Consider the following 10,977-nt stretch of genomic DNA (forward strand, 5'->3'; position numbering starts at 1 on the left):
ACAGATTCGGTCCGATCGCCCCGTGCCCGGCCAGCCTGGCCGGCTCGGTCGGGGGCATCGGGGCGGGACGCTGGTCGGGGTGCTCGGTGGCCTGCTGCACGTGCGCGGCCGCCGCAGCCAGCGTCTCGGCGTCCACGAACACCGACAGGTGCGGCTTGACCCCCTTATCAGCCGGCAGACCGCCCGCCAGGATCGAGGACAGCACATCGTCCAAACCCTGAACCCGGCGCTGCGCCCCGGACCTCGTGTCGTCCTTGTCATGCGGGGCGGAGACGGCGTCGAGGACCTTCTTCAGCTTCGCCCCCGTGACGCTGTTGAGGAAGCCGGTGACGTGGAACCCGTCCGGCAGGGCGTCGACGGCGAAGTCCTCCTTGTCCATCCCGTCGCGCCACTTCTCGTCCAGGTCCTCGGGATGCAGCACGTCCTTGAGGTGCTTGACCGCCTCGAACAGCTCGGCCGGGTCGTGCTCGGTCGCGACGGCGACGAACGCCTCCTCCAGCTCCCGCATCGGCTCCAACCCCACATGCGCCAGCCCGTAGACGAACACCCGCACATGCGCCGCACTGATCCGCCCCGACAACGCCGCCTCGGCCACCAACGGCAGATCCCGCAGCGCGGCCACGTTGCGCACCAACGCCGTGGCCTGCCCGGCGTTGAGCCGCAGCTGGGTGCGCACCCACGTGGTCAGCGTCGACGCCCCGTCGATCTCAAAGTCCTTCGAGGCCTGCAGCTCGGCCAACAAGATCGCCTTCGCCGCATCCATGGCGTCCTGCGCCTCCTGCAGGGCGTGCAACTTGTCCCGCACATCACCGACCTCCAGCCGCCGCATCGCGGCGAGCACGGTGTCGATGGTGGGCTGCGGATTCATACCACCAACACTACTCGAACAGGTGTTCGAGTACAAGAGGAAACTGCCGAAATGGCAATACATTATTGCCCGACCGAGCATGTCAGAGCCACCCGCAAGGATGGAGAGGCGACCCACGCCCAACGGCAGCGAGCCCCTACGCCGTGGCGCGCTTCTGGGCCGCCCGGACAGCGGCCGTGGCCCTCTTCTCGAACGCCTTCGACTCGACCAGGCCCGGCTCGGAGTAGACCAGCGAGGTCAGGACGCCGGCCGAGCAGACCTGTGCGGAGACGCCGACCTCGGTCGAGCTGATCGGGAGGTACTTGACCGCGACGTCGGTGTCCTTGTCGGCTCCGTCGATCTCGGCGAGCGTGTCGAACGCCTTGCAGGCCTCGGCGCCGTCGAACGATCCGGCGTCGGCGAGCAGCTTCTTGGCCCGCGCGAGGTCCTTGCGGTCCTGCTTGGTCTTGACCTCGCTCGAGGACCCGAGCTGGTCGATGACGTCGGGCAGCGTCTTGGCCCACGACGTCGCCGGGACCGACGTGACCTCGATGAGGCCCTTGGTGCTCGACCACCGGCACTGGGACCCGCCGGAACGGGCGTCGGCGGCGACCACCTCGTCCAGCGCGACGCCGGCGAGCTGCTTGCGGTCCGCGGCGGACAGGAAGGAGCAGGCCTTCGACTCGTCGACCGAGGCGGTGGGGTCGGCGGCGTCCGCCTTGCCGGAGCCGTCCGATCCGCCGGAGTCCGAGCCCGAGCAGCCCGTCAGGGCCAGCGTCAGGACCACGGCGACGGCGGAGCCGCGGAGCAGGGTCACAGGGCCAACCCTACGTACTTGGTCTCGAGGTACTCCTCGATGCCCTCCGCGCCGCCCTCCCGTCCGAAGCCCGAGGCCTTGACGCCGCCGAACGGCGCCGCGGGGTTGGACACGATCCCCTGGTTGATGCCGACCATGCCGGTCTCGAGGCCCTCATAGACCCGGATGACCCGCGCGTTGTCCCGGGTGAACGCATAGGCGACCAGCCCGAACTCGGTGTCGTTGGCCATCGCGATGGCATCGTCCTCGTCGGTGAAGGTGAAGATCGGGGCAACGGGTCCGAAGATCTCCTCCTTCGCGAGCCGGGCGTCCAGCGGGACGTCGGTCAGCACGGTCGGCGTGTAGTAGTAGCCCTGCCCGTCGGGGGCCGAGCCGCCGGTGAGGACCGTCGCGCCCCTGCCCACGGCGTCGTCCACGAGCTCGGCGACCTTGTCGCGCTGCTTGGCCTCGACCAGGGGACCCACGTCGATCCCGTCGTCGGTGCCCCGGCCGACGCTCAGACCCGCCATCCGCTCGGCGAGCCGGCCCGAGAACTCCTCGGCGACCGACTCGTGCACGATGAACCGGTTGGCCGCGGTGCAGGCCTCGCCGATGTTGCGCATCTTCGCCAGCATCGCGCCCTCGACCGCCTTGTCCAGGTCGGCGTCCTCGAACACCAGGAACGGGGCGTTGCCGCCCAGCTCCATCGACACCCGGAGCAGGCCCTCGGCGCTCTGCTCGACCAGCGAGCGACCGACCTCGGTCGAGCCGGTGAAGGTCAGCTTGCGCAGGCGCGGGTCGCGGATGATCGGCTCCATGACCTCGCCGGTGCGCGCCGTCGTCACGATGTTGAGGACCCCGGCCGGCAGGCCCGCCTCGGCCAGCACGTCACCCAGCCACAGCATCGTCAGCGGGGTCAGGCCCGCGGGCTTGACGACCATGGTGCAGCCGGCCGCGATCGCCGGGCCGATCTTGCGGGTGCCCATCGCCAGCGGGAAGTTCCACGGCGTGATCATGAGGCACGGTCCGACGGGCTGCTTGAGCGTCAGCAGCCGGGTCGCCCCGTTGGGCGCCACGGAGTAGCGCCCCGAGATCCGGACGGCCTCCTCGGCGAACCAGCGGAAGAACTCCGAGCCGTAGGCGATCTCGGCCTTGCTCTCCTTGAGCGGCTTGCCCATCTCGAGCGTCATGATCGTGGCGAGCTCGTCGGCCCGCTCGGTGATGAGCTCGAATGCCGTGCGCAGGATCTCGCCCCGGTCGCGCGGCGGCGTGCGGGCCCAGTCGGCCTGCGCGGCGACGGCGGCGTCGATCGCGGCGCGGCCGTCGGCGACGCTCGCATCGGCGACCCGGACGAGGGTCTCCCCGGTCGAGGGGTCCTCGACCCCGAAGGTCTTCCCACCCTCGGCGTCGCGCCACTGCCCACCGATGAACAGCTGTGGATGGACTGCCGCGATGGCCTGCTTCTCGCTGTCTCCGGTCATGCCTTCACTGTATGACCGGGGGCTCGCGCAGGCACCCCCTGCGCGGCGGTCAGGCGGCCGAGCGCCGCTTGTCCCGCACGCGCACTACGACGAAGACCACGATGACGACGAGGACCGCGACGATCACGAGCTTCTGGAAGATGTCGGCATAGGGCTCGACGGCGTCCCAGTTCTCCCCCAGCCGGTAGCCGGTGACGACGAAGATCGAGTTCCAGATCAGGCTGCCCAGCGTCGTCAGGAGCAGGAACAGGCTGAAGCTCATCCGCTCGACCCCGGCCGGGAGGGAGACCAGGCTGCGGAAGATCGGCACCATCCGGCCGAAGAACACCGCCATGCCGCCGTGCTTGGCGAACCAGGCCTCGGTCTTCTCCAGGTCGCTGACCTTGAGCAGCGGGACCCTGTCGAACACCGCGACCGCGCGGTCGCGGCCGAAGATCGCGCCGAGCCAGTAGAGGACGACCGCGCCGGTCACGGAGCCCAGGGTCGTGGCGACCAGCGCCCCGGTGAGGGTGAACGTGCCCTGGCTGGCCGCGAAGCCGGCCAACGGCAGGATCACCTCGCTGGGGATCGGCGGGAAGAGGTTGTCCATCCCCACCGCCAGGGCCGCACCGAACAGACCCATCCGGTCCATCAGCTCAACGGTCCAGCCGGCGAGCCCGGAGTCAGGGGCGTTGGCGGCCTCGTGCACGAGCGCGGTCAATAGGGTCACAGCACGAGCGTATCCGTCGGGGTCGAGCGGGTCGGCTCAGCCGAAGAAGTCGCCGGCGGCGGGGGCGCCCGGGGGCGGCTCGGAGTCGCGGGCCATGGGGGTGAAGCGGGAGTAGTGGCCCTGGAACGTCGCGGCGACCTTGACGCCGGCCGGGCCCGAACGGTTCTTGGCCAGGATGAAGTCGGCCTCGCCGGGGCGCTCGGACTCGCCGCCGGCGGTGATGTCGGGGCGATGCAGCAGCAGCACGATGTCGGCGTCCTGCTCGATCGATCCGGACTCACGCAGGTCCGACAGCTGCGGGGTCTTGTCGGTGCGCTGCTCCGAGCCACGGTTGAGCTGGCTGATCGCGACGACGGGGATCTCGAGCTCCTTGGCCAGCAGCTTGATCTGGCGGGAGAACTCCGAGACCTCGACCTGACGGTTCTCGACCCGCTTGCCCGACGTCATCAGCTGGAGGTAGTCGATGACGACGAACCCCAGGCCGTACTGCTTCTTGATGCGGCGCGCCTTGGACCGGATCTCCGGCATCGTCATGTTGGGGCTGTCGTCGATCACGAGCGGTGCGCTGTTGACTCGGGGCATGGCCTTGCTGACCGCCTCCCAGTCCCGCTGGTGCATGCCGCCGCCGCGCATGTGGCCGATGCTGACCCGGGCCTCGGCGGACAGCATGCGCATCGCGATCTCCTCGCCCGTCATCTCCAGGGAGAAGATGGCGGTCGGGATCTGGTGGCGGATCGCGGCCGACCGGCAGAAGTCGAGACCCAGGGTGGACTTGCCGACACCGGGGCGGGCAGCGACGACGATCATCTGGCCGGCGCGGAAGCCGGTCGTGAACTTGTCGAGGTCGGGGAAGCCCGAGAGCACGCCGGACATCTGGCCGTCGCGGCTCTGGATGTCCTCGATCTCGTCGATCGTCGCGGTCATCAGCGCCGAGACCGGGCGGTAGTCCTCGGCCTGGCTCGTGCCGTCGACGTCGAGGACCTCGGCCTGCGCGCGGTCGACGATCTCGGCGACCTCGCCCTCACCCGACTGGCCCATCTGCGCGATGCGCTGGCCGACCTCGACGAGGCGGCGCAGGATGGCCTTCTCGCGCACGATCTCGGCGTAGAAGTCGACGTTGGAGGCGATCGGCACGGCCTGCACGAGGTCGTGGAGGTAGGTCGCGCCACCGATGCGGCCGATCTCGCCGCGGCGCTGCAGCTCCGCGGCGACCGTGATGGCGTCCGCGGGCTCGCCCCGGTTGGCCAGGTCGGTGATGATGTCGAAGATCTGCTCGTGGGCGGGGCGGTAGAAGTCCCGGCCCTGCAGGATGTCGGCGGCGGGGTCGATCGCGTTCTTGCTGATGAGCATCGCGCCCAGGACGCTCTGCTCGGCCTCGATGTTCTGCGGCGGGACACGTCCGGAGCCGGGGTCTTCGCCGGGTCCTGGACCGGCTTCGTAGAGGTCCGTCACGCTCACGGACAACCCCCTCTGCTCATGATGCGACCGTAGCCTTCGACACCGACATTTCGTCGGGCTGAAACCGCCGACCCGTCACAGTAGGCCTCGTACGGGTTGTCTCCAAGACGTCGCCGCACAGGGGGTGTGCGCAACCCCCCCTTGCCTGTGGAAAACGCCGACCGCGCATGTGCACAGCCAGTGGACGAACATGTGGACAACCAATAATCTTTTTATCTCACATGGGCTCTGACCTGCGCAGACGTCGAATGTTGTGTGTGGAGACAAAATATTTTCGGGGCAGTGCTCGTCCCCCGGCGCCTGTGCATACACTTGTCGACAAAAGCCGTCACTTCAACCCCACGACACCCATTGTTCACGTCAGGAAGGCTCCCATGAGGCTCCGGCGTGACGACGACCGTCAGATCCTGCGGGTCGCCGTCCCCGCGTTCTTCGCCCTCGTGACCGAGCCGCTGATGCTGCTGGCGGACACCGCGATCATCGGTCACCTGGGCACGGGGGAGCTCGGCGGCCTGGCGGCCGCGTCGGTCGTGCTCGGCACCGTCGTCGGGCTGTGCATCTTCCTGGCGTACAGCAGCACCGCGACGGTGTCGCGCCACCACGGCGCGGGGGACGAACGCCTGGCCCACGGCCTGGCGGTGAGCAGCCTGTGGCTTGCCGCGGGGCTCGGCGTGGCGCTCGGCGTCGGGGTCGCGGTGCTGAGCGGCCCCCTGGGGACGGGGCTCGCGAGCTCGGACCGGGTGGCCGGCTTCGCGACGGACTACCTGCTGGTGTCGGCCCTGGCGATCCCGGCGATGTTGTTGATCCTCGCCGCGACCGGGGCGATGCGGGGGAGCCTGGACCTGCGGACCCCGTTGGTCGTGACGATCGTCGCCAACGTCCTCAACGTCGTGCTCAACGTGGTGTTCGTCTACGGCCTCGACGGCGGGGTCAAGGGCGCCGCGGCCGGCACCGTCGTGGCGCAGTGGTTCGCGGCCGGCTGGCTCGTGACGGTCGTGGTCCGCCGGGCCCGCCGCGCGCATGCACCGACCGACCCCCGCGCCGCCGAGATCCTCGCCGCCGCCCGCGAGGGCGTCCCGCTGCTGGTCCGCACCCTGACGCTGCGCGCCTCGCTGGTGCTGGGCACGGTTGTCGCGGCCCGGCTCGGCGATGTCCCCCTCGCCGCCCACCAGGTGGCCGGGTCGATCGTGGTGTTCCTCGCCTTCGGCCTCGATGCCGTCGCGATTGCCGGCCAGACCCTGACCGGACGCTCGCTGGGTGCCGGGGACGCCGGACGTACCCGGTCCCTCACGGGCCGGATGGTCACATGGGGCGCGGGCACGGGCCTGGTGGCCGGGCTGCTGCTGGCGGCGGCAGCTCCCTGGGTGTCGCACCTGTTCACCTCCGACCCGGCGGTGCGCGACGCCCTCGTCCCGGCGCTGCTGGTCGTCGCGGCGATCCAGCCGCTGTCCGGGGTCGTGTTCGTCCTCGACGGCGTGCTGATCGGCGCGGGTGACGGGGTCTACCTGGCGTGGGCCGGGCTCGTGGTCCTCGCGGCGTACGCCCCGCTGGCCCTGGCGGTGGGATGGCTCGATGCCGGCTTCACCTGGCTGTGGGTCGCGTACGCGGGCTTCATCGCCGCCCGCCTCGTGACGCTCTGGCGGCGGCAACGGGGCACGGCCTGGATGGTCCTCGGGACGACCCGTTCGGCACACTGAGGCCATGACCACCGAGGAGTACGCCCCCGGCCGCCACCTGGACGTCCGCGGCGAGGACGGGCCGGTCGTGCTGCTGTGGCACGGCCGGGGCGCCGACGCGCGTGGCGTCCTGACGACGCTGAGCGAGCGCGTCGCGGCGCACGGCGTGACCGTCGTGACGCCCGACTGGGACGCGGGCCGTCCGGACGGTGGCCGGGCCGACCTGCTGACCTCGGTGCGACGGGCCCGGGAGATCGCGACCGAGCGCGGCCAGGACCCCGACACGATCGTCGTCGCCGGCTGGTCCCTCGGCGGCGTCGCGGCCGTGAGCCTGGCCCTGAACGCCCGGCGGCTCGGGATCGGGGTGGGCGGGCTGGTCCTGATCGCGCCCGCCGACGGTCCGCGCGCCCTCGACCCCATCTCGGGGCAGCCGCTGCCCACGCCGCTGCCGTCCGGCGCCGGCCGGTGCCGCGTCCACGTCATCTACGGCGAGGACGACACCGTCACCCCGCCAGACATGGTGTGCGGCCTCGAGCTGCGCCTGCGGGCCGCCGGCTGGTCGACCTGCCTGCACGCCCTCGAGGGCGACCACGGCGAGGTCGTCGGTGCCACGTACGACGCGCGGCGCGACGTGTTCGTCCCGTCCCGCTCGGCCCCGGCCAGGCGGGATGTCGCGACCGTCGCGGGGATCGTCGCGGCGGCTACCGCTTCTTCGTGAAGCCGACCCGGGTCCAGTCCGGCTGCTCGAACTGGGCGGCCCCGTAGTTGACGACGTCGTCCTGCACCGCGACGACCAGGGGGGTCACCGCGAGCGGGATCATCGGGACCTCGTCGAGCAGGAGCTTGTCGAGCTGTGCGACCCGCCTGGCCCGCAGGTCGTCGTTCAACGTGCCGAGGACCGTGTCGAAGCCCTTGCCGAACCGGGCCGGACCGATGCCGGTGAAGTTCTGCGCCGAGTCGATGGGGTAGAACAACGGCTTGGTCGCGCCGATCGGGAACGCCGATCCGCGCCGGGTGAAGGTCACGAGGTCGAAGTCGAGCGACTGGACGATCGGGTCGAAGAACCTCGCGGCGGGCACCCGGCGCAGCTGCAGGGTCACGCCGATCCTGGCCAGGTCACGCTTGATGGCCACGGCCCGCCGGGAGTTGGTGGGGGTCGAGCGCGGCACGGGCATCGTCAGGGTCAGCGGTCGGCCGTCGCGCACGAGCTTGCCCCCGGCGCCCTTGGTCCAGCCGGCCTTCTTCAGCAGCGCGGCTGCGGCCTTGGGGTCGTACGAGATCGACCTCGAGGAGTCGCGATAGCCGCGCTGGCCCGGCAGCAGCATCAGGCTGCCGACGGTCGAGGGGCGGGCGCCGAGTCCCTTGGCGGCGGTCACGGCGAGCGCGTCCCGGTCGATCGCGCGGGCGACGGCCCGGCGGACGTTGACGTCCTTGAGCGGTCCGCGACCACCGTTGACGGTCACCTGCGACCACTCCAGGCCGGGAGCCCGCTGCACGCGTCCGACGTCCTTGACCGTGGCGTAGGTCGCGGCCTCCAGGTCCGCCGCGTCGAGCTCGTCGACGGCGAAGGCCTTGGCCTGCAGCGCCGGCGTCGCGACGTTCCACGTGATCGTGCGCAGCTTGGGCCTGTCGCCCCACCAGCGCGGGTTGGGCGTCTGGGTGATGAGGCCCTTGCGCACGTCGATCGACTTGACGACGAAGGGACCGTTGGCCGGGATAGCCCGCTTGCGGAACCCGGAGTTGAACGACGAGGCCTTCGAGGAGACGTTGGCGGGCAGCCGCGGGTAGACGTAGAGCGGCCACTCGGCGGTGCGCTTCTTGAACGTCACGGTGTAGGTGAACTTGTCCGTGCCCTGCTCGACGTCGGAGATGTCCTCGTAGCCGGTGGTCGAGCTGACCTCGTACGCGTCGTTGGACCCGTTCTGCGCCTTCCAGAACGCGATCATGTCCGCCGCGGTGATGGGGGTCCCGCCCTGCCAGACCGCCTGACGGTTGAGCGAGACCTTGACCTTCAGCGGGTCCTTGTCGGTGACCCGGACGGACTCGGCGTAGTCGGGGTCGACCTTCCAGCCGCCGTCCTGCGTGATGCGGATGGCGCCGCCGACGGTGGGCGCGAGGATGCGGGCCGCGTCGGTGTTGGCGGCGTCGGCGTGCTGGGGGTTGAAGCTGGCCGGGAGCGTGGCGGCGGCGAGGCGCAGCGTGCCGCCCGCGGCGACCTCGGCCGGCGCGGCGGTCGTCCAGGCGGTGCTGGTGCGCTCGGCCTTCCGGCTCGGTGCCGGGCTCGTGGAGTCCTGGGCGTCACTGTCGGACGTCGAGGAACAGCCGGAGAGCACGAGGCTCCCGGCGAGGAGGAACGAGGCAACCGTTGCGGCGGGGGTACGCATGAGGCTGGGTGCCACCGACAACGGGCCGGCACCAGTGGTGCCGGCCCGTCGGTGGACTACTTGGAAGCGACCACGTTGAGCTGGACCTTCGCGCTGACCTCGGGGTGCACGCGCACGGAGACCGTGTGCGTTCCGAGGGCCTTGATCGGGTTGCCGACCTCGATGCGACGCTTGTCGACCTTGGCACCCGCGACGCCGAGGGCGTCCGCGATGTCCGAGACCGTGACGGCACCGAAGAGACGACCACCGACGCCGGCGCGAACCGGGACGTTGATCGGCGCGGACTCGAGGTTGCCCTTGATGCTCTGGGCCTCCTCGAGGTCGTGCACGGCGTGCGCGTTGCGCGCAGCCTTGATCGACTCGACCTGCTTGGCAGCGCCCTTCGACCAACGGATGGCGAAGTTGCGCGGCAGCAGGAAGTTACGGCCGTAGCCGTCCTTGACCTCGACGATGTCGCCGGGGGTGCCGAGGTTCGTGACCTCGTGCGTGAGGATGAGCTTCATCTCAGACCCCTTATCGGCTGGTGGAGGTGTAAGGAAGCAGAGCCATCTCGCGGGCGTTCTTGATGGCCTTCGCGATGAGACGCTGCTCCTGGACGGTGACACCCGTGACGCGGCGCGCGCGGATCTTGCCGCGGTCCGAGATGAACTTGCGCAGCAGCGCGGTGTCCTTGTAGTTGATTTCGGTGACCTTGGCCGCGGCGAGCGGGTTGCTCTTCTTCTTCGGCTTCCGGACGACTGGCTTTGCCATGTTGCTCCTGAGTTCGTTACTGACGTGTGGTTAGAAGGGGGGCTCTTCGGACGATCCCGAGCTGCCACCCCATGCGCCAGACCCACCCTGCTGCGGGGGCTGCGACGACCACGGGTCGTTGCCACCCTGAGGTGCGCCACCGCCGGAGTTGCCTCCGCCGTAGCCGCCACCTGAGTTACCGCCGCCACCTGAGTTACCGCCGCCACCGCCGCCGAAGCCGCCGCCTCCGCCGCCGGAGCGGTTGACGCGGGTGACCTTGGCGGTCGCGAAGCGCAGCGAAGGACCGATCTCATCGACGTTCATCTCGACGCTCGTGCCCTTCGAGCCGTCCTGCCGCTCGTAGTTGCGGACCTTCAGGGCGCCGGTCACGATGACCTGCTGACCCTTCTGGAGCGACTCGGCGACGTTCTCGGCCAGCTGGCGCCAGGCGGCACAGCGAATGAACAGTGCATCGCCGTCCTTCCACTCGTTCGTCTGACGATCGAACGTGCGAGGCGTCGAGGCGACGGTGAAGTTGGCAACCGCGGCGCCCGAAGGAGTGAACTTGAGCTCCGGGTCGTCGGTGAGGTTGCCGATGACGGTGATGACGGTTTCGCCTGCCATGTGGCGCAGCCTTTCGGGTATGGGGTGTCTGACTCCAAGTGAACCGCAGTGGTGCGACACCCGCGAGGGTTCGCTGCGGTCCTTGTGGACATCGCTGTCCTTGGGTCGGGCCTACTTCACGTCGGGACGTGTGACCTTCGTGCGCACAACGGACTCGTTGAGCGTGAGCTGACGATCGAGCTCCTTGACCGTGGCCGGCTCCGCCTGGAGCTGGACGACGGCGTAGATGCCCTCGTTCTTCTTGTTGATCTCGTAGGCAAGACGACGCTTGCC

12 protein-coding genes are annotated in these 10,977 nt (G+C 70.1%); 2 read left to right on the forward strand and 10 right to left on the reverse strand.

Annotation, left to right across the window (positions count from 1 at the left end):
* From JWQ91_RS04705 to dnaB, 5 genes are all read right to left on the reverse strand, one after another.
* A partial coding sequence (locus JWQ91_RS04705) for a DUF222 domain-containing protein (RefSeq protein ID WP_297781497.1) occupies positions 1–841 on the reverse strand: 841 nt, incomplete at its 3' end.
* Between the two features lie 163 nt (positions 842–1,004).
* Entirely contained in the window at positions 1,005–1,664 is a 660-nt protein-coding gene (locus JWQ91_RS04710) for a hypothetical protein (RefSeq protein WP_297781498.1), read from the reverse strand.
* Positions 1,661–3,124, reverse strand: coding sequence for an NAD-dependent succinate-semialdehyde dehydrogenase (locus JWQ91_RS04715; protein WP_297781500.1), 1,464 nt, complete (start codon positions 3,122–3,124; stop codon positions 1,661–1,663). Before JWQ91_RS04715 ends, JWQ91_RS04710 begins: the two co-directional genes overlap by 4 nt.
* A gap of 49 nt (positions 3,125–3,173) precedes the next feature.
* Complete coding sequence (locus JWQ91_RS04720; protein WP_297781502.1) at positions 3,174–3,833, reverse strand: DedA family protein; 660 nt, start codon at positions 3,831–3,833, stop codon at positions 3,174–3,176.
* A 36-nt stretch (positions 3,834–3,869) separates the two neighbouring features.
* On the reverse strand, positions 3,870–5,291 hold the full coding sequence (gene dnaB, locus JWQ91_RS04725) for a replicative DNA helicase (protein ID WP_297781504.1): 1,422 nt from the start codon (positions 5,289–5,291) through the stop codon (positions 3,870–3,872).
* A 374-nt stretch (positions 5,292–5,665) separates the two neighbouring features.
* Between dnaB and JWQ91_RS04730 the strand changes: the two genes are divergently transcribed.
* Together JWQ91_RS04730 and JWQ91_RS04735 are read left to right on the forward strand one after the other, a co-directional pair.
* Complete coding sequence (locus JWQ91_RS04730) at positions 5,666–6,988, forward strand: MATE family efflux transporter (protein ID WP_297781506.1); 1,323 nt, start codon at positions 5,666–5,668, stop codon at positions 6,986–6,988.
* A 4-nt stretch (positions 6,989–6,992) separates the two neighbouring features.
* The gene (locus tag JWQ91_RS04735; RefSeq protein WP_297781508.1) at positions 6,993–7,685 is read left to right on the forward strand and encodes an alpha/beta fold hydrolase; all 693 of its coding nucleotides are present in this window, start codon (positions 6,993–6,995) and stop codon (positions 7,683–7,685) included.
* Here the strand turns inward: JWQ91_RS04735 and JWQ91_RS04740 are convergent.
* From JWQ91_RS04740 to rpsF, 5 genes are all read right to left on the reverse strand, one after another.
* Positions 7,669–9,351 (reverse strand): ABC transporter family substrate-binding protein, encoded by a 1,683-nt coding sequence (locus tag JWQ91_RS04740; RefSeq protein ID WP_297781510.1) that lies wholly within the window; start codon positions 9,349–9,351, stop codon positions 7,669–7,671. The genes JWQ91_RS04735 and JWQ91_RS04740 overlap by 17 nt on opposite strands.
* 56 nt (positions 9,352–9,407) lie before the next feature.
* Positions 9,408–9,854 carry a 50S ribosomal protein L9 gene (gene rplI / locus JWQ91_RS04745; RefSeq protein ID WP_297781511.1) on the reverse strand — a complete coding sequence of 149 codons (447 nt, stop codon included), beginning with the start codon at positions 9,852–9,854 and terminating at the stop codon, positions 9,408–9,410.
* A 10-nt stretch (positions 9,855–9,864) separates the two neighbouring features.
* Positions 9,865–10,101 (reverse strand): 30S ribosomal protein S18, encoded by a 237-nt coding sequence (gene rpsR, locus JWQ91_RS04750; RefSeq protein ID WP_297781512.1) that lies wholly within the window; start codon positions 10,099–10,101, stop codon positions 9,865–9,867.
* Between the two features lie 30 nt (positions 10,102–10,131).
* Positions 10,132–10,704 carry a single-stranded DNA-binding protein gene (locus JWQ91_RS04755; protein ID WP_297781514.1) on the reverse strand — a complete coding sequence of 191 codons (573 nt, stop codon included), beginning with the start codon at positions 10,702–10,704 and terminating at the stop codon, positions 10,132–10,134.
* A gap of 111 nt (positions 10,705–10,815) precedes the next feature.
* The coding region (gene rpsF / locus JWQ91_RS04760) for a 30S ribosomal protein S6 (RefSeq protein ID WP_297781516.1) at positions 10,816–10,977 on the reverse strand (162 nt) is incomplete at its 5' end.

This window comes from Aeromicrobium sp. (assembly GCF_025965075.1).
Taxonomy (GTDB): Bacteria; Actinomycetota; Actinomycetes; order Propionibacteriales; family Nocardioidaceae; genus Aeromicrobium.

Excerpts from the sequence above, each read along its gene's own strand:
- JWQ91_RS04715 (WP_297781500.1), bottom strand. The coding sequence starts at position 3,124 with ATGACCGGAGACAGCGAGAAGCAGGCCATCGCGGCAGTCCATCCACAG.
- JWQ91_RS04730 (WP_297781506.1), top strand. The coding sequence starts at position 5,666 with ATGAGGCTCCGGCGTGACGACGACCGTCAGATCCTGCGGGTCGCCGTC.
- JWQ91_RS04735 (WP_297781508.1), top strand. The coding sequence starts at position 6,993 with ATGACCACCGAGGAGTACGCCCCCGGCCGCCACCTGGACGTCCGCGGC.
- JWQ91_RS04740 (WP_297781510.1), bottom strand. The coding sequence starts at position 9,351 with ATGCGTACCCCCGCCGCAACGGTTGCCTCGTTCCTCCTCGCCGGGAGC.
- rplI (WP_297781511.1), bottom strand. The coding sequence starts at position 9,854 with ATGAAGCTCATCCTCACGCACGAGGTCACGAACCTCGGCACCCCCGGC.
- rpsR (WP_297781512.1), bottom strand. The coding sequence starts at position 10,101 with ATGGCAAAGCCAGTCGTCCGGAAGCCGAAGAAGAAGAGCAACCCGCTC.
- JWQ91_RS04755 (WP_297781514.1), bottom strand. The coding sequence starts at position 10,704 with ATGGCAGGCGAAACCGTCATCACCGTCATCGGCAACCTCACCGACGAC.